This window comes from Streptococcus sp. ST16 (assembly GCF_046098135.1).
Classification (GTDB): Bacteria; Bacillota; Bacilli; order Lactobacillales; family Streptococcaceae; genus Streptococcus.
In genome coordinates this window covers 1-22,869 of sequence record NZ_JBJUSE010000009.1, presented here as the reverse complement: position 1 = coordinate 22,869, position 22,869 = coordinate 1, and the positions used below count along the sequence as shown (strand labels likewise).

General features: G+C 42.2%; 12 protein-coding genes. 11 read left to right on the top strand and 1 reads right to left on the bottom strand.

Annotated features, from left to right (window positions below):
- Positions 1-21 precede the first annotated feature (21 nt).
- The 4 genes from pabB (at position 22) to ACIY14_RS06550 (ending at position 4,243) form a co-directional block, all read left to right on the top strand.
- Positions 22-1,740 (top strand): aminodeoxychorismate synthase component I, encoded by a 1,719-nt coding sequence (gene pabB, locus ACIY14_RS06565; protein WP_409002006.1) that lies wholly within the window; start codon positions 22-24, stop codon positions 1,738-1,740.
- Positions 1,741-1,863: 123 nt separating this feature from the next.
- Positions 1,864-2,823, top strand: a complete 960-nt coding sequence (locus tag ACIY14_RS06560) for an ROK family glucokinase (RefSeq protein WP_000078548.1) — start codon at positions 1,864-1,866, stop codon at positions 2,821-2,823.
- A 94-nt stretch (positions 2,824-2,917) separates the two neighbouring features.
- Complete coding sequence (locus ACIY14_RS06555) at positions 2,918-3,352, top strand: HD domain-containing protein (RefSeq protein ID WP_001097948.1); 435 nt, start codon at positions 2,918-2,920, stop codon at positions 3,350-3,352.
- A 51-nt stretch (positions 3,353-3,403) separates the two neighbouring features.
- Positions 3,404-4,243 carry a thymidylate synthase gene (locus tag ACIY14_RS06550; protein ID WP_409002005.1) on the top strand — a complete coding sequence of 280 codons (840 nt, stop codon included), beginning with the start codon at positions 3,404-3,406 and terminating at the stop codon, positions 4,241-4,243.
- A gap of 41 nt (positions 4,244-4,284) precedes the next feature.
- Here ACIY14_RS06550 and ACIY14_RS06545 read toward each other — a convergent pair whose 3' ends face one another.
- Positions 4,285-4,455, bottom strand: a complete 171-nt coding sequence (locus ACIY14_RS06545) for a DUF3042 family protein (protein WP_001051782.1) — start codon at positions 4,453-4,455, stop codon at positions 4,285-4,287.
- 120 nt (positions 4,456-4,575) lie between these two features.
- On the opposite strand from ACIY14_RS06545, the gene miaA reads away from it, so the two are divergent.
- The 7 genes from miaA (at position 4,576) to ACIY14_RS06510 (ending at position 22,721) form a co-directional block, all read left to right on the top strand.
- Positions 4,576-5,460 (top strand): tRNA (adenosine(37)-N6)-dimethylallyltransferase MiaA, encoded by an 885-nt coding sequence (gene miaA, locus ACIY14_RS06540; protein WP_409002004.1) that lies wholly within the window; start codon positions 4,576-4,578, stop codon positions 5,458-5,460.
- A complete protein-coding gene (gene hflX / locus ACIY14_RS06535; protein WP_409002003.1) occupies positions 5,453-6,691 on the top strand; it encodes a GTPase HflX in 1,239 nt (412 codons plus the stop codon). The genes miaA and hflX overlap by 8 nt, the downstream gene beginning before the upstream one ends.
- Positions 6,684-7,307 (top strand): cystathionine beta-lyase, encoded by a 624-nt coding sequence (locus ACIY14_RS06530; RefSeq protein WP_409002002.1) that lies wholly within the window; start codon positions 6,684-6,686, stop codon positions 7,305-7,307. Before hflX ends, ACIY14_RS06530 begins: the two co-directional genes overlap by 8 nt.
- Positions 7,308-7,321: 14 nt before the next feature.
- Positions 7,322-8,251: a ribonuclease Z gene (gene rnz / locus ACIY14_RS06525; protein WP_409002001.1), complete on the top strand. Its 930-nt coding sequence runs from the start codon at positions 7,322-7,324 to the stop codon at positions 8,249-8,251.
- Positions 8,252-8,272: 21 nt separating this feature from the next.
- Positions 8,273-9,028, top strand: a complete 756-nt coding sequence (locus ACIY14_RS06520) for an SDR family NAD(P)-dependent oxidoreductase (RefSeq protein WP_409002000.1) — start codon at positions 8,273-8,275, stop codon at positions 9,026-9,028.
- Between the two features lie 249 nt (positions 9,029-9,277).
- A complete protein-coding gene (bgaA, locus tag ACIY14_RS06515) occupies positions 9,278-16,255 on the top strand; it encodes an LPXTG-anchored adhesin/beta-galactosidase BgaA (RefSeq protein WP_409001999.1) in 6,978 nt (2,325 codons plus the stop codon).
- 526 nt (positions 16,256-16,781) lie between these two features.
- Positions 16,782-22,721, top strand: a complete 5,940-nt coding sequence (locus tag ACIY14_RS06510) for a Cna B-type domain-containing protein (RefSeq protein ID WP_409001998.1) — start codon at positions 16,782-16,784, stop codon at positions 22,719-22,721.
- The last annotated feature ends 148 nt before the right edge of the window (positions 22,722-22,869 follow it).

Below are 22,869 nucleotides of genomic sequence, written 5' to 3'. Positions count from 1 at the left end.
TTTTTGTGCTATACTTAAGGTATGCATAGAAAAACAGTGATTGATTTTAGGGCTTTGGGAGAGAGATACACCTTTATCCAGCCGATCAAAGAGTTAAAAACGAGAGACCTATCAGAAGTGGCAGATTTGCTGGCACAAGTGGAAAGCTACCAAGAGCAAGGCTATTATGTGGTGGGTTATGTCAGCTACGAGGCTGCACCTGCTTTTGAGGAAAAACTAGCAGTTCATAAGCTTCCTCTACTGGGCGAGTATTTGCTTTACTTTACCGTTCATGATAGGGTGGAAACATCCCCTATTCCTCTGACTTATGAGGAAGTAGATCTGCCTTCAAATTGGCAGGAAGTAACGTCAGCAGAGGACTATGAAAAGGCTATTGGGCAGATTCACCATCATTTGCGGCAGGGTGACACTTATCAGGTCAACTACACTGTCCAACTCAAGCAAGACTTAAGTGCCAATCCTTTTGCCATTTACAATCGCATGGTGGTAGAGCAGGAGGCAGGATATAATGCCTATGTTGAGCATGACGATATGGCAGTGATTTCCATGAGTCCAGAGCTCTTTTTTGAGCAAAATGACCGAGAATTAATGACTCGTCCAATGAAGGGAACAACTAAACGTGGTCTGACTAACGATGAAGATTTGAAAGAGTCAGCTTGGTTGGAGCAGGATCCTAAAAATCGCTCTGAAAATATGATGATTGTGGACCTCTTGCGCAATGATATGAACCGTATTTCTGAAGTGGGCAGTGAGTATGTAGAACGTCTTTGCCAAGTGGAGCAGTATTCGACTGTTTGGCAGATGACTTCGACCATCAAGAGTCAGTTGCGAGAGGATGTGGACTTGGTTGCCATTTTTCGCTCTCTCTTTCCTTGTGGATCCATAACGGGAGCTCCGAAAATTGCGACCATGGAAATCATCAAGGACTTGGAACCACAATCGCGTGGAGTCTACTGTGGAACGATTGGTCTCTTGCTTCCAAATGGGCGACGGATTTTTAATGTCGCCATTCGGACCATTCAACTCTACAAGGGCCAAGCTATCTATGGGGTTGGCGGAGGGATTACTTGGGATAGCACCTGGGAGTCTGAATACCGTGAAGTTCATCAAAAGGCGGCTGTTCTCTATCGTAAACAAGCTCGTTTCAAATTGATTACAACGGGGAAAATCAGCCAGAAGAGCCTGCTGTTTGAAGATCAACATCTGGAAAGACTGACAAAGGCGAGTCGTTATTTTGCCTATCCTTTTGATCCAGATGACTTGAAACAAAAGATAGAGAAAGAGTGTCAAGCTTGTGATTTCCACCAAGACTATCGCTTGCGAATTACTATCAGCAAGTCTGGAGAGATGGAAGTCAGTCCCCAAATATTGGAACCTCTTAGTACGACCTTCTGCAAAGCCAAACTTTGTCTGCAAGAAGCTGATTTGCAAACGCCATTTACCTACTTTAAAACAACTCACCGACCGCATTTGAGCTTAGGGAAACAGGAAATCATTTACCATAATGTAGCAGGAGAGCTATTAGAAACCTCTATCGGGAATCTAGTTCTGAAAATTGCTGGAAAACTCTACACACCGCCTATCAGCCTAGGAGTTTTGCCAGGAATTTATCGTCAGCATTTGTTGGAAACAGGACAGGTAGAGGAAAAAGTCTTGACTGTGGCGGACTTGAACCAAGCTGAGACTATCTATGGATGTAACGCGGTCAGAGGTTTGTATGAGTTGACGATTGAATCTTAAGTTAGCAAATTTTTGAATAAAGAAAGTGATTAAATGAGAATAAATTCACGCAAACCTTTGCACAAAACAGACGATTCTGTTATACTATATCTGTAAGCATTTTCAATTAAAAAGGAGAAGACGATGAGTCAAAAGATTATTGGGATTGACCTTGGTGGAACATCTATCAAGTTTGCAATTTTAACTCAAGAGGGAGAAATCCAAGAAAAATGGTCTATCAAGACTAATATTTTGGATGAAGGAAGCCATATTGTAGATGATATGATTGAGTCTATTCAACATCGTTTGGACTTGCTTGGATTGTCAGCTACGGATTTCCGAGGGATTGGAATGGGATCACCTGGTGTGGTTGACCGTGAAAAAGGGACTGTTATCGGTGCCTACAACCTCAACTGGAAAACCCTTCAACCGATTAAAGAAAAGATTGAAAAAGCCTTGGGGATTCCATTCTTCATTGATAATGATGCCAACGTAGCTGCTCTTGGTGAGCGCTGGATGGGCGCTGGTGACAACCAACCAGACGTTGTCTTTATGACACTTGGTACCGGTGTTGGTGGCGGTATCGTTGCTGAAGGGAAACTGCTCCACGGTGTTGCTGGTGCGGCAGGAGAGCTTGGTCACATCACTGTTGACTTTGACCAACCAATCGCATGTACCTGTGGTAAGAAAGGTTGTCTTGAGACAGTTGCTTCGGCAACAGGGATTGTCAACTTGACTCGTCGCTACGCTGATGAGTACGAAGGCGATGCGGCCTTGAAACGCTTGATCGACGACGGTGAAGAAGTAACTGCTAAAACTGTCTTTGACCTTGCAAAAGAAGGAGACGACCTTGCCTTGATCGTTTACCGTAACTTCTCACGTTACTTGGGAATTGCCTGTGCTAATATCGGTTCAATCCTCAACCCATCAACAATCGTTATCGGTGGTGGGGTGTCAGCAGCGGGAGAATTCCTTCTCCAAGGTGTTCAAAAAGTCTACGACGAAAATACCTTCCCACAAGTACGCACATCCACTAAATTGGCTCTTGCAACTCTAGGAAATGACGCTGGAGTTATCGGAGCAGCATCACTTGTATTGCAATAAGATAGATTGATAATAGAGCTTGGTTATCCAACAAGCTCTTTTTTAAAAGTCGAATAAAACGAAATAGGTTTTAATTTTGGGAAGGAATCGCTAGATGAACACATCAAAACAACCCATGCTTGAATTAGCGTTGTCTATCGCGACGGAAGCTCATAGAGGACAATTTGATAAGGCAGGGATAGATTATATAGAACATCCAATTTTTGTTGCGAGCCAAGTTGATTCTGAAGAAGAGAAAGCAGTGGCTCTACTACATGATGTTATTGAGGATAGTTCTGTTACTGCTGAAGAGTTACTAAATGCGGGTTTACCAGAGACAGTAGTTACAGCCGTTCAGATTTTGTCAAAGAAAAAGGGACAAGACTATCAAACCTATCTGAAAACTGTGAAATCCAATCCTCTTGCGAGAGCCGTAAAATTAGCTGACCTAAAACATAATTCAGATTTATCGAGACTTGAGACCATTACTGACAAGGATTTGGAACGATTAGAAAAATATAAAAAGGCCATTGATTATCTGAGTATGTAGAAAAGTTTTTTTATGCTATACTAGTTAGGACAATAAATGAGGTGAGAATAAATGACAAAAGCAGATACGATTTTTAAAGAAAATATAGAACGAATTCTTAAGCAAGGTGTCTTGTCTGAGCAGGCACGTCCTAAGTATAAGGATGGGACAGTTGCCAATTCTAAGTACGTAACGGGTGCCTTTGCGGAGTATGATTTGGCCAAAGGGGAATTTCCCATCACAACCTTGCGTCCCATTGCCATCAAATCAGCTATCAAAGAACTCCTCTGGATTTACCAGGACCAGTCCAACAGTTTGAAGGTGCTCAATGACAAGTACAATGTTCACTACTGGAATGACTGGGAAGTGGGAGACACGGGAACCATTGGTGAGCGCTATGGGGCAATCGTTAAGAAACATGACATCATCAACAAGATTCTCAAGCAGTTGGAAGCTAACCCTTGGAACCGTCGCAATATTATATCCCTCTGGGATTACCAAGCTTTTGAGGAGACAGACGGCCTTCTTCCATGCGCCTTTCAGACCATGTTTGATGTCCGCCGTGTAGATGGGGACATCTATCTGGATGCGACCTTGACTCAGCGTTCTAATGACATGCTGGTTGCCCACCACATCAATGCTATGCAGTATGTGGCTCTACAGATGATGATTGCCAAGCATTTCGGTTGGAAGGTTGGGAAGTTCTTCTACTTTATCAACAATCTTCATATCTATGATAATCAGTTTGAACAAGCTCAGGAATTGCTTCGTCGTGAGCCGTCAAACTGCCAACCACGTTTGGTCTTGAATGTGCCAGATGGGACTAATTTCTTTGATATCAAAGCAGAAGACTTTGAGTTGGTTGACTATGATCCAGTCAAGCCGCAGCTGAAGTTTGATTTGGCTATTTAAAAAATAAAAAGAAGTTGAGATTTCTCAACTTCTTTTGTTGTTTAATGTGATACGCGACGGCGAGCTGCCTTTTTGCGGTTTTCTTCGATGAAAGCTGCTTTTTGCTCTTCTGGCTCAATCACTTTCTTTTTAATTGCGTATACTGCACCTGCAACGGCAGCGACAGTTCCTGCGACACCTGTTACAAGACCTTTAGCGAATCCTTTAGCCATGAGTCTTCCTCCTTTATCTTCCCGATCAGCCAGGCTCCTTAAGAGGTAGCATTTTTCTGACTGACCTTTTTGTGATATAATAATAGTAACGAAAAAATGGGAATTTTTCAAGGAAAAAAGATGAAAACAAAAATAATTGTGATTGTTGGACCGACTGCTGTTGGGAAGACAGCCCTTGCTATTGAAGTAGCCAAGCGCTTTGGTGGAGAGGTGGTCAGCGGTGACAGTCAGCAAGTATACAGAGGGTTGGATATTGGGACGGCCAAGGCCAGCCCAGAGGAGCAAGCATCTGTTCCTCATCATTTGATTGATGTCAGAGAGGTGACCGAGTCTTACTCGGCTTTTGATTTTGTTTCAGAAGCTAAGAAGGTTATTGAGGGCATTCAAAGCCGTGGCAAGCTAGCCATTATTGCTGGTGGAACAGGGCTTTATATCCAAAGCTTGCTGGAAGGATACCATCTAGGTGGAGAAACACCTCATGAGGAGATTTTAGCTTATCGGGCTAGCTTGGAGCCTTATTCAGATGAGGAATTATCTCATCTTGTGGAGCAAGCAGGTCTTGAAATTTCCCAGTTTAACCGTCGTCGTGCTATGCGTGCCTTGGAGATTGCCCATTTTGGTCAGGATTTGGAAAATCAAGAGACTTTGTATGAACCTCTGATTATCTGCTTGGATGATGAGCGCAGTCAGCTTTATGAGCGTATCAATCGCCGAGTAGATCTGATGTTTGAGGCTGGTCTTTTGGATGAGGCTAAGTGGCTCTTTGCCCATTATCCAGATGTGCAGGCAGCCAAAGGCATTGGCTACAAGGAACTCTTCCCCTATTTTCGAGGAGAGCAAAGTTTGGAGGAAGCCAGTGAGAGTCTCAAACAGGCAACGCGTCGTTTTGCCAAGCGTCAGCTGACCTGGTTCCGTAATCGCATGCAGGTCACCTTTTATCAGATTGGAGAATCTGGCGTGCAGGAGCGTATTTTTAGCCAGATTGAGGAGTTTTTAGATGATTGAAACAGAGAAAAAAGAGGAGCGAGTCCTGCTCATTGGTGTAGAATTGCAGGGCATGGACAATTTTGATCTCTCTATGGAAGAGTTGGCCAGTCTGGCTAAGACAGCTGGGGCACTTGTTGTAGATAGCTACAGGCAAAAACGGGAAAAGTATGACTCCAAGACCTTCGTTGGTTCTGGTAAGTTGGAAGAGATTGCACTCATGGTAGATGCGGAAGAAATTAGCACTGTCATTGTTAACAATCGTCTGACGCCAAGGCAGAATGTCAATTTGGAGGAAATTCTCGGAGTAAAAGTCATTGATCGTATGCAGTTGATTTTGGATATCTTTGCCATGCGAGCTCGAAGCCATGAAGGCAAACTCCAAGTTCACCTTGCCCAACTCAAGTACCTCTTACCTCGTTTGGTGGGACAAGGGATTATGCTTAGTCGTCAGGCTGGGGGAATTGGTTCCCGTGGACCTGGTGAAAGCCAGCTGGAACTGAACCGTCGTAGTGTTCGCAACCAAATTACAGATATCGAGCGCCAGCTCAAGGTGGTTGAGAAAAATCGGGCGACAGTCAGAGAAAAACGTCTGGAGTCAAGCACCTTTAAGATTGGCTTGATTGGCTACACCAATGCTGGGAAATCAACTATCATGAACACCTTGACCAGCAAGACCCAATATGAGGCAGATGAGCTATTTGCGACTCTGGATGCGACGACGAAGAGCATCCATCTTGGGGGCAATCTACAGGTTACCTTGACTGATACTGTTGGGTTTATCCAAGATTTGCCAACAGAATTGGTGTCCAGTTTCAAATCAACCTTGGAAGAAAGCAAGCATGTGGATCTTCTGGTTCATGTCATCGATGCCAGCAACCCTTACCATGAGGAGCATGAAAAAACGGTTCTGTCTATCATGAAAGACTTGGATATGGAGGATATTCCTCGTCTGACCCTTTATAATAAAGCGGATTTGGTGGAGGATTTCACGCCTACTCAAACGCCGTATACCCTCATTTCTGCCAAGTCTGAGGATAGTCGTGAGCAGTTGCAAGCATTGTTTTTGGAGAAGATCAAGGAGATTTTTGAAGCCTTTACTCTACGGGTGCCTTTTTCTAAGTCCTACAAGATTCATGATTTGGAAAGTGTAGCGATTCTTGAAGATCGTGACTACCAAGATGATGGAGAAGTGATTACAGGCTACATTTCCGAGAAAAATAAATGGAGGTTAGAGGAATTTTATGACTGATATTAAAACCTTGGCTCTAAAATATGGGGGCTATACAAGTCTGGATAAGGTCTATCTGGATCAACTTCTAGCTGGCAAAACAGAACAAGAGCAGTTGGCTCTCATCACTCCTCCGCCCAGTGTAGTGAATGCTTACTTTGCTGAACTCTACCAGAAAAAGAGTCCTGAAGCTGCGATGGATTATTTTTCAGAACTCAGTCATGAACTGAATCTCTACAATGCTGAGCCAAGTTTCACCTTTGAAAAAAAGCCTTTTATTCGTCTTAATCTGTCTGGTAAATCCTTTGGTTTTTGCTATGAGAGTGAGGGCTTGGGGCGAATTTTCTCTGAAAATGAAGAGGTAATATCGGATGACTTGCTTTTTGAGATTGCGCAAATTTTCCCCCATCAGCTCGTCTTTGAAGAGTCTGGAAAGATTTACATGAAGGATGCCGAAGACGAAGAAGTTGTTAGTGTGGAGAGTCTCACAGCTTTGACAGATTTGGAAAGCTTAGCTGGTGGTCGCAAACGTCTCAAAGGTTATAGCCAAGAGGATTTATTACAAGAAGCTGTTGCTTTTTCTGGTAAGCGCTATTTCCGATCGGAAAACCGCACAGCCATGTTATATATTGATTAATTAGAAAGTATCAAATGGATATTCAATTTTTAGGAACGGGGGCTGGTCAGCCCTCTAAAGCCCGCAACGTCTCAAGCCTCGCCCTGAAACTTTTGGATGAGATTAACGAAGTCTGGCTCTTTGACTGTGGCGAAGGGACGCAAAATCGCATTCTGGAAACCACGATTCGACCACGTAAGGTCAGCAAAATCTTTATCACTCACTTGCATGGAGACCACATCTTTGGCTTGCCAGGATTCCTTTCTAGTCGTGCCTTTCAAGCCAATGAAGAGCAGACAGATTTGGACATTTATGGACCTCAAGGGATCAAGTCCTTTGTCTTAACCAGTCTTCGTGTGTCAGGTTCTCGTCTGCCTTACCGCATTCATTTCCATGAGTTTGACCAAAATTCTCTAGGGAAAATCCTTGAGACCGATAAATTCACGGTGTATGCAGAGGAGCTGGACCACACTATTTTCTGTGTTGGTTATCGTGTCATGCAAAAGGATCTTGAAGGGACCTTGGATGCTGAAAAACTCAAGGCTGCTGGAGTCCCATTTGGCCCGCTTTTTGGAAAAATCAAAAATGGTCAGGATGTTGTTCTAGAAGATGGGACTGAAATCAAGGCTGCTGACTATATCTCAGCTCCTCGTCCTGGTAAGATTATCACTATCTTGGGTGACACCCGACAAACCAATGCCAGTGTGCGTCTAGCTGTTAACGCAGATGTCCTAGTCCATGAGTCGACTTATGGCAAGGGAGATGAAAAAATTGCCCGCAATCACGGTCACTCAACCAATATGCAGGCAGCACAAGTAGCAGCAGAAGCAGGAGTCAAACGCCTCTTGCTCAACCATATCAGTGCCCGTTTCCTTTCAAAAGATGTCAGCCAGCTTAAGAAAGACGCAGCTAGTATTTTTGAGAATGTCCATGTGGTTAAAGACTTGGAAGAAGTGGAAATTTAAGTGCCACAGAAAGGAAGAAACATGCGCACGATTCTTATTACAGGAGCTAGTGGTGGTCTAGCTCAAGAAATGGTCAAGCTTTTGCTGAATGACCAACTGATTTTGTTAGGTAGAAACAAGGGAAAACTGTCGGAGCTATATGGAAACTATCCCCATGTAGAATTGATTGAAATTGACATTACCGATGACTCGACCCTAGAAGCTCTGGTAGCAGACCTCTATCTCCGTTATGGCAAGATTGATGTCTTGATTAACAATGCTGGCTACGGGATCTTTGAGGAATTTGACCAGATTTCCTATAAAGATATTCATCAGATGTTCGAGGTCAATACCTTTGCCCTGATGAACCTTTCTCGTCGCCTTGCGGCGCGAATGAAGGAGAACCGAAAAGGGCATATCATCAATATCATCAGCATGGCAGGTTTGATAGCGACTAGCAAGTCCAGTCTCTATTCGGCGACCAAGTTTGCGGCTATTGGATTTTCAAACGCTCTGCGCCTCGAACTCATGCCCTATGGTGTCTATCTAACGACGGTCAATCCAGGACCGATTCGTACTGCCTTTTTTGACCAGGCTGACCCAGATGGGACCTACCTCAAGTCGGTTGACCGCTTTCTCTTAGAACCAGATGCAGTCGCTAGAAAGATTGTCAAAACCATAGGAAAAAACAAACGGGAACTCAATCTCCCAGTTTTGTTGAACCTAGCCCATAAGTTTTATACCCTTTTTCCCAAGCTGGCCGATAAGTTGGCAGGGGGAATCTTTAATTATAAGTAAAAGGAGTTCCTTACAGAAGGAACTTTTTTATAATATTGAACTGAGTGTCAAAAATTGTTTGTTTTTGTTCTAAATCTACATTCACATTTTTTGAATCTTCTACAAATTTTAGAAAAAACAATCAAAAATATGATTTTTTGTGTTTAGGGTATTGAAATTTCCTATATTATTTTATAAAATAAGAATAAAAGGCTATGAAAAAGTAATGCGCTTACAAAGAAATGGAAGCGGTTACTAAAGGAGGATTTTATGGAAAAAGGCCATTGGAATCGTAAAAGAGTCTACAGCATTCGTAAGTTTGCCGTAGGTGCTTGCTCTGTCATGATTGGAACCTGTGCAGTTCTATTTGGAGGAAGTGTCATTGGAGAATCACCAGTTTTCGCCGATGAAACTCCTATCGCCCGCACTGTGGAACAAGCAAAAGAGGAAAGTCCGGCAGTGGAGGAAAAAGAAGATCAAGCTGTAGCAGAGCACAAGGATGTTACAAGTGTCGACCAAAGTCAAGCTGCTCCAATTGAAGCAAGCAAACCAGAGAAGAAAGAAGATGAACCTGTAGCTCAAAAAGAGGAGAAAGCGTCAGTAAAACCTGAAGAAACAGCTCCAAAGGTAGAATCTCAAGCTTCAAGTCAAGAAAAGCCTGTCAAGGAAGATTTGAAAGCTGCGACAAATGAAGAAGTGAATCAAATGATTGAAGATAGAAAAGTGAATTTTAATCAAAATTGGCACTTTAAACTCAATGCGAATCCTAAAGAAGCTGTGAAATCGGATGCCGATGTATCAACATGGCAAAAATTGGATCTCCCACACGACTGGAGTATCTTTAACGATTTTGACCATCAGTCCCCTGCCCAAAATGAAGGTGGACAGCTCAATGGTGGTGAAGCTTGGTATCGCAAGACCTTTAAACTTGATGAAAAAGATCTCAAGAAAAATGTTCGTGTGACCTTTGATGGTGTCTATATGGACTCTCAAGTCTATGTCAATGGCCAGTTAGTGGGGCATTATCCAAATGGTTATAACCAGTTCTCATACGATATCACCAAATATCTTCACAAAGATGGTCGTGAGAATGTGATTGCTGTCCATGCAGTCAACAAACAACCAAGTAGCCGTTGGTATTCAGGTAGCGGTATTTACCGTGATGTGACCTTGCAAGTGACAGATAAGGTTCATGTTGAGAAAAATGGGACAACCATCTTAACACCAAAACTTGAAGAACAGCAACATGGCAAGGTTGAAACTCATGTAGCCAGCAAAATCGTCAATACAGATGATAAAGATCATGAACTTGTAGCAGAGTATCAAATCGTTGAACGAGGTGGGCAGGCTGTTACTGGATTGGTTCGTACAGCGAGTCGTACCTTGAAAGCACATGAATCAACAAGTCTTGATGCTATTTTAGAAGTTGAAAAACCAAAACTCTGGACCGTTTTAAATGATAAACCAGCCTTGTACGAATTGATTACTCGTGTATACCGTGATGGTCAATTGGTGGATGCTAAGAAGGATTTGTTTGGTTACCGTTACTATCATTGGACTCCAAATGAAGGATTCTCTTTGAATGGTGAACGCATTAAATTCCATGGTGTTTCCTTGCACCATGACCACGGGGCGCTTGGAGCAGAGGAAAACTATAAAGCAGAATACCGTCGTCTCAAACAAATGAAGGAGATGGGGGTTAACGCCATCCGTACAACTCATAACCCTGCAAGTCCACAGACCTTGCAAATCGCAGCAGAACTTGGTCTGCTTGTTCAGGAAGAGGCCTTTGATACTTGGTATGGTGGCAAGAAACCTTATGACTACGGACGTTTCTTTGAAAAAGACGCCACTCACCCAGAAGCTAGAAAAGGTGAAAAATGGTCTGACTACGATCTTCGTACCATGGTCGAAAGAGACAAAAATAACCCAGCTGTCTTCATGTGGTCTATCGGGAATGAAATCGGTGAAGCCAATGGTGACGCCCATTCTCTAGCAACTGTAAAACGTCTAGTCAAAGTGATCAAGGATGTTGATAAGACTCGTTACGTTACCATGGGAGCAGACAAGTTCCGCTTTGGTGATGGTAGTGGTGGTCATGAGAAGATTGCCGAAGAACTGGATGCAGTTGGTTTCAACTATTCTGAAGACAACTACAAGAAACTTCGGGCGAAACATCCTAATTGGTTGATTTACGGTTCTGAGACATCTTCAGCAACCCGTACACGTGGTAGCTATTATCGTCCTGAACAGGAATTGAAACATAGTAACGGATCTGAGCGTAACTACGAACAGTCTGACTATGGTAATGACCGAGTTGGTTGGGGTAAAACTGCAACAGATTCATGGACTTTTGACCGAGACAATGCTGGCTACGCAGGACAATTTATCTGGACAGGTACAGACTATATCGGGGAGCCTACGCCATGGCATAACCAAAACCATACACCAGTTAAGAGCTCTTACTTTGGTATCGTAGATACAGCAGGTATTCCAAAACATGACTACTACTTGTACCAAAGCCAATGGGTTTCTGTCAAGAAAAAACCGATGGTGCACCTCCTTCCTCACTGGAACTGGGAAGACCCTACTCTAAAAGCGAATGTAGCTGATGCAGAAGGTAAGATTCCAGTTCGCGCATACTCTAACGCTGCAAGCGTAGAATTGTTCTTGAACGGTCAATCTCTCGGAGTTAAGACCTTCAACAAAAAACAAACCAGCGATGGCCGTACCTACCAAGAAGGTGCCAATGCCAAGGAACTCTATCTTGAGTGGAAGGTTGCTTACCAACCAGGAACTTTGGAAGCTGTAGCTCGTGATGAAGCTGGTAAAGAAATTGCACGTGATAAGATCACTACTGCAGGCCAACCAGCAGGAGTTCGCCTCGTCAAGGAAGAACACGCAATCGCAGCAGATGGAAAAGACTTGACTTACATCTACTACGAAATCGTTGACAGCCAAGGGAATGTGGTCCCAACTGCCAATAATCTGGTTCGCTTCCAATTGCATGGACAAGGTCAACTCGTCGGTGTCGATAATGGGGAACAAGCCAGCCGTGAACGCTACAAGGCGCAACCAGACGGTTCTTGGGTCCGCAGAGCCTTTAACGGTAAAGGTGTTGCCATTGTCAAATCAACTGAACAAGCAGGTAAATTCACACTAACAGCCCATTCAGATCTCTTGAAATCGGACCAAGTCACCATCTTTACTGGTAAGAAAGAAGGACAAGAAAAGACTGTTCTAGGAACAGAGGTGCCAAAAGTACGTACTGTTATTGAGAAAGAGCCAAAAATGCCGAAGACAGTCGGTTTTATCTACAGTGATGGCAGTCGTGAAAAACGTCCAGTAACTTGGTCCTCAGTTGATGTGAGCCAAGCAGGAGTTGTGACTGTTAAAGGTATGGCAGATGGACGTGAGGTAGAGGCTCGTGTCGAGGTTCTAGCAATTGCGAAAGAACTACCAACTGTTAAACGTGTTGCCCCGGGAACAGACTTGAGTGCTGTTGACAAATATGTTTCTATCGCCGTTACGGATGGAAGCGTTCAAGAATACGAAGTTGATAACTGGGAGATTGCAGAAGCAGATAAAGCCAAACTTTCAGTAGCAGGATCACGTATTCTAATGACTGGCCAGCTGGGTGGTGAGACTATTCATGCTACCCTTGTAGTAGAAGAAGGTGAGGCTGCGGCACCTGTAGTGCCAACTGTAACGGTTGGTGGCGAATCTGTCACTGGTCTTACTACTCAAAATCCAATGCAATATCGCACTCTTGCTTATGGAGCTAAGTTGCCAGAAGTTGCAGCAAATGCTGAAAATGCAGCTGTTACAGTGGTGCAAGCAAGCGTAGCAAACGGCATGCGTGCAAGCATCTATGTTCAACCAAAAGATGGTGGACCTCTTCAAACCTATGCAATTCAATTCCTTGAAGAAGCACCGAAAATTGACCACTTGAGCTTACAAGTAGAGCAAGCTGACGGTCTTAAAGAAGACCAAACAGTGAAATTGTCTGTACTCGCTCACTATCAAGACGGAACACAAGCAGTTTTACCAGCTGATAAAGTAACCTTCTCTACAAGTGGTGAAGGGGAAGTCGCAGTTCGTAAAGGAATGCTTGAGTTGCATAAGCCAGGAGCAGTCACTCTGAAAGCGGAATATGAGGGAGCTAAAGGCCAAGTTGAACTCACTATCCAAGCCAATACTGAGACGAAGGTTGCGCAATCTATCCGTCCAGTAAATGTAGTGACAGACTTGCATCAAGAACCTACTCTTCCAGCAACAGTAACTGTTGAGTATGACAAAGGTTTCCCTAAAACTCATAAAGTCACTTGGCAAGCTATTCCAAAAGAAAAACTAGACCACTATCAAACCTTTGAAGTTCTAGGTAAAGTTGAAGGGATTGACCTTGAAGCGCGTGCTAAAGTCTCTGTGGAAGGTATCGTTTCGGTTGAAGAAGTCAGTGTGACAACTCCAATCGCTGAAGCACCACAATTACCAGAAAGTGTTCGTACCTACGATTCAAATGGTCACGTTTCAACAGCTAAGGTTACATGGGATACGATTCGTCCAGACCAATACGCCAAGGAAGGTGTCTTTACAGTTAATGGTCGCCTAGAAGGTACGCAATTAACAACCAAACTTCATGTTCGCGTATCTGCTCAAACTGAGACGGGAGCAAATATTTCTGACCAATGGACCGGTTCAGAATTGCCACTGGCCTTTGCTTCAGACTCAAATCCAACCGACCCTGTTTCAAATGTCAACGATAAATTGATTTCCTTTAATGATCGACCAGCCAATCGTTGGACAAACTGGAATCGTAGTAATCCAGAAGCTTCAGTCGGTGTCCTATTCGGAGATTCAGGTATCTTGAGCAAACGTTCCGTTGATAATCTAAGTGTCGGATTCCATGAAGACCATGGAGTTGGTGTACCGAAATCTTATGTGATTGAGTATTATGTTGGTAAGACTGTTCCAACTGCGCCTAAAAACCCTAGCTTTGTAGCAAATGAAGAACATGCCTTTAACGATCCAGCTAACTGGAAACCTGTTACAAATCTAAAAGCTCCTGCTCAACTCAAGGCTGGAGAAATGAATCACTTTAGCTTTGATAAGGTTGAGACCTATGCGGTCCGCATTCGTATGGTTCGACTAGATAGCAAGAAAGGAACTTCTATCACAGAGGTACAAATCTTTGCGAAACAAGTTGCGGCAGCCAAACAAGGACAAACGAGAATCCAAGTTGACGGTAAAGATTTAGCAAACTTCAATCCTGATTTGACTGACTACTATCTTGAGTCTGTAGATGGAAAAGTTCCTGCAGTAACAGCAAGTGTTAGCAACAATGGTCTCGCGACTGTTGTTCCAAGTGTTCGTGAAGGTGAGCCAGTCCGTGTCATCGCGAAAGCTGAAAATGGCGACATCTTAGGAGAATACCGTCTGCACTTTACAAGCAATAAAGATTTGCTCTCTCGTAAACCAGTTGCAGCGGTTAAACAAGCTCGCTTGGTACAAGTAGGACAACCGCTTGAATTGCCAACTAAGGTTCCGGTTTACTTCACAGGTAAAGATGGTTATGAAACAAAAGACTTAGCAGTTGAATGGGAAGAAGTTCCAGCAGAAAAGCTGACAAAAGTAGGTCAATTTACTGTTCGAGGCCGTGTCCTTGGTAGCGACCTCGTTGCGGAATTCACTGTACGAGTGACAGACAAACTTGGTGAGGCCCTCTCAGACAACCCTGACTATGATGAAAATAGTAACCAAGCCTTTGCCTCAGCAACTAATGATATTGATCCAAGTTCACATGACCGTGTGGATTATCTCAATGACGGAGATCATTCAGAAAATCGTCGTTGGACAAACTGGTCTCCAACACCATCTTCTAATCCAGAAGTATCAGCAGGTGTGATCTTCCGTGAAAATGGTAAGATTGTCGAACGGACTGTTGCGCAAGCCAAACTTCATTTCTTTGCAGATAGTGGTACGGATGCACCATCTAAACTCGTTTTGGAACGCTATATTGGCCCAGAATTTGAAGTTCCTACCTACTATTCAAACTACCAAGCCTACGAAGCAGACCATCCATTCAACAATCCAGAAAATTGGGAAGCTGTGCCTTATCGTGCGGATAAAGACATTGAAGCCGGTGATGAAATTAACGTTACCTTTAAAGCTGTCAAAGCCAAAGCCATGAGATGGCGTATGGAGCGCAAAGCGGATAAAAAGGGTGTTGCGATAATTGAGATGACTTTCCTTGCTCCAAGTGAATTGCCTCAAGAAAGTACGCAATCGAAGATTCTTGTAGATGGAAAAGAACTTCCTAACTTCGCTGAAGATCGTCAAGACTACCAAATCACCTATAAAGGTCAACGTCCAAAAGTTTCAGTCGAAGAAAGCAATCAAGTAGCTTCAACAGTTGTAGATAGCGGAGACGATAGCCTTCCAGTACTTGTTCGCCTTGTTTCAGAAAGTGGAAAACAAGTCAAGGAATACCGTATCCACTTGACTAAGGAAAAACCAGTTTCTGAGAAGACTGTTGCTGCTGTACAAGAAGATCTTCCAAAACTCGAATTTATTGAAAAAGATTTGGCCTACAAGACGGTTGAGAAAAAAGATTCAACACTGTATCTAGGTGAAACTCGTGTAGAACAAGAAGGAAAAGTTGGTAAAGAACGTATCTTTACAGCGATTAATCCTGATGGAAGTAAGGAAGAAAAACTCCGTGAAGTGGTAGAGGCTCCGACAGACCGCATCGTCTTGGTTGGAACGAAACTAGGAACCTCCCTTCCAGAAGATGAAGTGAAGAACCTTGTCCTTAACAGACCAGAACTTGTAATCGAAGAAGAAACAATTGATTTCAAGGTTCAGAAACAAAAGAACGATAAGCTTCCAGCAGGTCAAACCCGTGTTCTCCAAGAAGGACAAAAAGGTATCCGTGTTCACTTGATTGAAGTTGAAAATGGCAAGCGAACTGAAAAAGAAAGCTATGATAAAGTCGTGGCTCAGGATCGCATCGTAGAAGTAGGTACGGCTGGTGAAACGACTAAACCAGTACCGCAAGAGTCTACAAAACCACAAGTATCAGAAAAAGCAGATACAAAAGAAATCGCTTCAAGTGCAGCTGGTCAGGTTCAAAAAGAGCAGTTACCAAATACAGGAAGTGCAGAAGGTCAAGCAGCAGTAGCGGCAGGCTTAGCTCTTCTTGGTTTGAGTGCAGGACTAGTAGCCACTAAAGGCAAAAAAGAGGATTAGAATTTCTACGATATGAAGAGATGGGGACAAAATAGATTTATATTTTAAAAACTCTTCATTATAAATTTTGAAAATCTAATAGATTAAATAAAAAGTGAACCAAACTATTCTGGGACAATCAGAATTCTGTTTAGTTCACTTTTTGTTATGTTCTAAACTTTTATTTTAATATATTTCTACTATATTAAATCTTATAACAGTATATAGATTAATAAATTGGTTATATTTAGTTTTATGAATAAAGGGACATTATTTATTGAAAGGGAGTGGAAATATTAAAGGAATGGATTCTTTAAAGTTGACATTTCGTAAATAAATTCTTTAGTAATGAAATAAATCAATTAAAATATATATGTTATAATAAAATTGATAAGTTCTATTATATCATGTGCTGTAAGTGAATATAATTTTATCAAGAATAGAGCATGGTATTATTATGGATACGTCACTATATTGTGGAGGTGTTGCGTACGTAGAATTGAATACTTAATTTTTTATCGATATATAAATAGAAAGGTTGGTCATAATGGATAAGATAAAAAAATATCTCGGTTTTCTGGTATTCCCTCTTTTATTCTTGATGATGCTTTTCCCGGCGGGTGAAGCACATGCGGCAACTGATATCACGAGTAAAGTCAAAATAGATGACTTGAAGATTACTATAGCATCTACAGGAAGCGAGACTGAAGGAATTCATGGTTCAAATGATACTTCGATGAAATTGAAATATTCGGGTAAATTCTCATTTCCCAATGTGGCAGTTAATGAAATCAAGAATGGTGATTACTTTATCGTAAAAGCTCCAAATAACTTGAGTTTGACGGATGGTAGTCTGGATTTGATTGATTCGACATCAAATACCAAAATGGGGACTGTCCAGGTGGATAATGCTAACCATCAGCTGGTATTTACCTTCAATGACAAGGTGAAGGACAAGCAAAATATCCGTGGGGACTTTGTTGCAGAAGCAACTGAAACACTCCAAAAGGAGGGGAAAACGGTTACCTATGTTTTACCAGATGGTAAAAAACAGACCATCACGTATAAAGTAAATAAATATCAACAGACTGACGTGATAGGAGAAACCATTACAAAGTACGGTTATAACGATACCAATAAGGCGAGAGCACATTTTCAAATGAAAATTAATCGCGCTAAGAAAGATATGACTGGACATGTGGTGAAGATTACAGATGACGTTTCAAAGGGAGCCTTTGCTAACTATGTGGAAGGTACTTTCTATATGCATGAAGCGGAATTCGAAACGACGAATACGAATTCATCTGCTCTTAAACATTTAGGTGATGAATACGAAATCACAACCGATCCGGAGGTATACAAGGCTGACTCAGATAAAAAAGCTTTGTTGACCTTTGTCAACGGGAAACGAGGATTTGAGTTGCTCATGCCGACTAATATGGGAACAAAGAGCTTTTTCTTAACTTATGATACATCCTCACCAGCAGATACTTCAACGATAAGTAACTCAGCTCAGTACTTGATTGATAACCAACCACAACTTATTTGGGAAAAATACGGAGGTAGTATTGGAACCAGAACAGAAGCAACGTTTAATTTAAAGACGGTTAAATCTGTAGGTGCGTCAGTCACAGCTGATATTGCTGGTAAGATCAAAATCACAAAATACGATGAAGCGGATGCAACTGTTACGTTGGCAGGCGTTGTCTTTGAAATCCGTGAGAAAACCACTAATAATTTGGTTGATACCGTTACAACAGATGCGGATGGGATAGCTGTCTCAAAGGCTCTCAATAATGGTAAGTATATTGTTAAAGAAAAAACTCCTAAATCAGGCTATCAGGTAAATAGTCAAGAGTTCGAAGTGGAGGTGAAAGATGGAAAGGGTGTTCCCCTCAATATCTCTAACAAACGTGTGACAGTTGACTTTGAAGCAACCAAGACTTGGGTAAACGGAAAAGCAACTGACTACAAAAAAGTCAAACTCGGTTTGTATGTGCACAAAGAAGGACAAACTGTTGCAGATGCAAAACCTGTTACTGGGCACTACACCCCTGAAGTGACAGAGTCTAATGGTGTTTACACTTATAAATGGAAAAATCAACTTCCTGAACGTGATGTTGATGGAAGCAAGCTAGTTTATTCTGTTCGAGAACTTGAAGATCAGACGGGTCTTCCTCTGAAAGAAGGAGAGAAAGTCAAAGTAGGCGACAACAGCTATGTTGTATCCTATAACGGAAACAACAAAGTCACCAACACTTACGAAGTTCCAAAGACAAACGTGACGGCTAAGAAAGTCTGGACTGGTGGTCAGGAAGCGGTTCGTCCAACAGTTTACTTCAAATTGTACCGTACGCCAGAAGGTGGAGCGATTGAAGAAGTAGCTGGTGCTGCCCAAAAAGAAGTTCCCAAAACAGATGGAACTGTAGAATGGACAAACCTTCCTGCGACAGATGAGCACGGCGTGAAGTACACTTACAGTGTGATGGAAGTTGATGATGAAGGCAATCTTGTCACTGCTGTAGATGGTTATACAGCCAATCAAACAGCTGATTTAACTGTCACAAACACCTATGGTACTTCACCAACTAAGGCTGATATTGAATTAAAAAAAGAATTGGTAGGTGGTCGTCCAACACCTCTTCAAAACGAAGAATTTGAATTTATCTTGAAAGACAAAAATGGCCAAGAAGTTCAAAGAGCTAAGAACGATGCAGCTGGTCGCGTAGTCTTCAAAGATATTCCTTTCGATAAAGCGGGTGAATACGAATTTACTGTTGTTGAAGTGAATGCTGGTCAAACCATTGATGGTGTGACCTATGATGGTAGAAAAGTACCGGTCACAGTACATGTAGTAGATGATGGCAAAGGTAAGCTGGTTGCATTAGTAATGTATTATCCTATTACTGCTGTAGCTCTTCCAGCAGCTGATTTGACTTCTTCAGCACCTAGTTCTAATCTCGTTCCATCACTTGCTGGTGCAGTGACAAGAGCTACTGATATTGGGATTCAGACATTTGTCAACACCTATAAGGCTAAAAATGTCACAGCTGTTCTTGAAGTAGATAAGAAACTAACCAATCGCAATCTTGAAGCTGACATGTTCGAATTTACATTGACAGACGAAGTTGGTAACGTTGAAAAAGCGAAGAATGGTGCTGACGGAAAAGTTAAATTCTCAAAGTTGACATTTGATGAAGCACGTACTTACACTTACACTATTAAGGAAGTAAAAGCTGGCACAACGGAGAATGGTATCACCTACGATGCTAAGACCGTCACAGCTAAAGTAATTGTAACCGATGATGGTCAAGGTGAATTGCATGCAAAGGTTGAATACAGCAGTGATGCAAGTGATGGTAGCACAAGTTTCACTAATGTTTACACACCAGCTGAAACACAGGTTCCAGTGAAGAAAGTTTGGAATGATGGCGAGAACCAAGATGGCAAACGTCCGGGCTCTATTACTGTTAAACTTCTAGCAGATGGTCAAGACACAGGTAAGACCCTTGAACTCAATGAAGGAAACAAATGGCAAGCTACTTTCACAGATCTTGACGCAGATAAAGGTGGTACTCCAATCGCCTACACTATTGAAGAAGTTTCAGTCGCAGAATATGAATCTAAGGTAACAGGAGATGCGACAACTGGTTTCACTATTACCAATAGCTACACACCAGGTAAGACTCAAGTTCCAGTGAAGAAAGTATGGAACGATGCCGATAACCAAGATGGCAAACGTCCAGATTCTATCACCGTTAAACTCCTTGCCGATGGTCAAGACACAGGTAAGACACTAGAACTCAATAAAGAAAATAACTGGTCAGGAAGCTTCACAGATCTTGATGTGAACAAAGCTGGTACAGCGATTAAGTACACAGTAGAAGAAGTCGCAGTCGCAGAATATGAGTCTAAGGTAACAGGAGAGGCCGCAACTGGTTTCACTATTACCAATAGCTACACACCAGGTAAGACTCAAGTTCCAGTGAAGAAGGTTTGGAATGATGCCGATAACCAAGACGGCAAACGTCCGGATTCTATCACCGTTAAACTCCTTGCCGATGGTCAAGACACAGGTAAGACACTAGAACTCAATAAAGAAAATAACTGGTCAGGAAGCTTCACAGATCTTGATGTGAACAAATCTGGTAAAGCGATTGCTTACACTATTGAAGAAGTCGCAGTCGCAGAATATGAATCTAAGGTAACAGGAGAGGCCGCAACTGGTTTTACTATTACCAATAGCTACACACCAGGTAAGACTCAAGTGCCAGTGAAGAAAGTTTGGAATGATGCCGATAACCAAGACGGCAAACGTCCAGATTCTATCACCGTTAAACTCCTTGCCGATGGTCAAGACACAGGTAAGACCCTTGAACTCAATAAAGACAACAACTGGTCAGGAAGCTTCACAGATCTTGATGTGAACAAGGCTGGTAAAGCGATTAAGTACACTATTGAAGAAGTTTCAGTCGCAGAATATGAGTCTAAGGTAACAGGAGATGCCACAACTGGCTTCACCATTACTAATAGCTACACACCAGGTAAGACTCAAGTACCGGTGAAGAAAGTTTGGAATGATGCCGAGAACCAAGACGGCAAACGTCCAGCGTCTGTCACAGTTAAATTGCTTGCCGATGGTCAAGACACAGGTAAGACCCTTGAACTCAATAAAGACAACAACTGGTCAGGAAGCTTCACAGATCTTGATGTGAACAAGGCTGGTAAAGCGATTAAGTACACTATTGAAGAAGTTTCAGTCGCAGAATATGAGTCTAAGGTAACAGGAGATGCCACAACTGGCTTCACCATTACTAATAGCTACACACCAGGTAAGACTCAAGTACCGGTGAAGAAAGTTTGGAATGATGCCGAGAACCAAGACGGCAAACGTCCAGCGTCTGTCACAGTTAAATTGCTTGCCGATGGTCAAGACACAGGTAAGACCCTTGAACTCAATAAAGACAACAACTGGTCAGGAAGCTTCACAGATCTTGATGTGAACAAAGCTGGTAAAGCGATTGTTTACTCAGTAGTAGAAGTAACTGTTCCTGGTTACACTTCAGAAGTTACTGGTGACGCTGCATCAGGATTCACTATCACAAATAGCTATTCTCCAGAAACAGTTGATGTAAAAGCAACTAAGAACTGGGATGACGCGAACAACCAAGACGGTAAACGTCCAACTAAGATTACAATCAATCTCTTAGCAGACGGTCAGAAAGTTGATTCAAAAGAGATTCAAGCTGCACCAGACGGAACTTGGACTGTCGAATTCACGAAATTAGCAAAATATAAAGCTGGTAAAGAAATCAAATACACTGTAACAGAAGAAGCCGTAGCAGAATACGAATCAACTATTACAGACTTTACCATCACAAACAAATATGCTCCTAAAGAAATCGACTACAAGGTAACAAAAGTATGGAAGGATGCGAACAACCAAGACGGCAAACGTCCTGAGTCCGTAACGGTTCAACTTTATAAAAAAGTAGGAGATGCAGATCCAGTAGCCGTTGAAGGTAAGAAATTGACCTTGACAGCTAAGGATAAGACAGACGCTAACACTTGGGTAGCATCCTTCACAAATCTTCCACAATACGAAGCTGGTAAAGAAATCACTTACTCTATCGATGAAGTAGATGTACCAGCTGGTTATGAAGCCTCTGTGACTGGTCAAGTGGTAACTAACACCCACAATCCAGATACAGTTATCCTTTCAGGAACTAAGGTGTGGAAAGATAACAACAACCAAGACGGCAAACGTACAACATCTGTGAAAGTTCAAATTCTTAAAAACGATAAAGAAGTCGTTCAAGAAATTGAAGTATCAGAAGCAACTGGTTGGAAGTTCGAATCAAAAGCACTTCCTAAGTATGAAAATGGTGAAGAAATCAAGTACACTGTCAAAGAAGTGGCTGTGAAAGAATATACTTCAACAGTTACTACGGAAAAAGATGGTAAGTACACTATTACCAACAAACATACACCAGAGAAAACTACTGTAAAAGGTAAGAAGATCTGGAATGATGAAAATAACAAAGACGGTATCCGTCCAGATTCTATCAAAGTGAAACTTCTTGCGGATGGTAAAGAAACCGTTCAAGAAGCTACAGTTTCAGAAGCAACTGGTTGGACTTATGAGTTTACAGGTCTTGATCGTTATCAAGATGGTGGTAAAGAGATTGTTTATACAGTTAAAGAAGCATATGTTCCTAAAGGCTATACTTCTGAAGTAATTGGCACTAATATTGTAAATCACCACAAGCCAAAAGACCCAGAACCAAATAAACCACAGGATCCAGAACCAAACAAACCACAGGATCCAGAGCCAAACAAGCCAAAAGATCCAGAACCAGGTAAACCAGGACAAAAACCTCAACTTCCTAACACTGGTGAAAAAGCATCTAATGTAGCAGTAGTTGCAGGACTTGCTTTGATGGCAGTGACTGGTGGATTGTACTTTGTAAGCCGTAAAAATAAATAATCTAGCGTGAGAAAGATAGTTTCCATTTATTTTTCTTAGGTTTAATCTGTGATAAAAAGGCCAGAGGATTCTGAACTGCACCCCAAAAGTTAGACAGAAAAAATCTAACTTTTGGGGTGTTTTATTATGAAATTGAGTTATGAAGATA